The sequence below is a fragment of the Acidobacteriota bacterium genome (assembly GCA_009861545.1).
In the GTDB taxonomy this organism is placed as follows: domain Bacteria; phylum Acidobacteriota; class Vicinamibacteria; order Vicinamibacterales; family UBA8438; genus WTFV01.
In genome coordinates, this window is the sequence record VXME01000096.1 from 4,575 (window position 1) to 4,780 (window position 206).

The following is a 206-nucleotide window of genomic DNA, read 5'->3' on the forward strand; positions in this document are numbered from 1 at the left end:
CAGGCCATTGAAGTCTTTGGAGCTGTCGCGGGACTTGTCGGACATGTTGTAGGCGTAGATCTTGTGGTCTGCTCTGTCCGCTACCCACATGGTGGTGCCGTTCGACCAGATGCCGGTGGGGTTGTTGTTGCCCGCAGAACTCAGGGTGTTGAAGTCTTTGGAGCTGTCGCGGGACTTGTCGGACATGTTGTAGGCGTAGATCTTGT

The 206-nt window shown here is 55.8% G+C and carries 1 pseudogene (only partly in view); it reads right to left on the reverse strand.

Features of this window, described 5'->3' with window-relative positions:
* Positions 1 to 140 precede the first annotated feature (140 nt).
* A pseudogene (locus F4X11_15995) lies at positions 141 to 206 on the reverse strand (hypothetical protein); it runs 1,308 nt beyond the window's last position.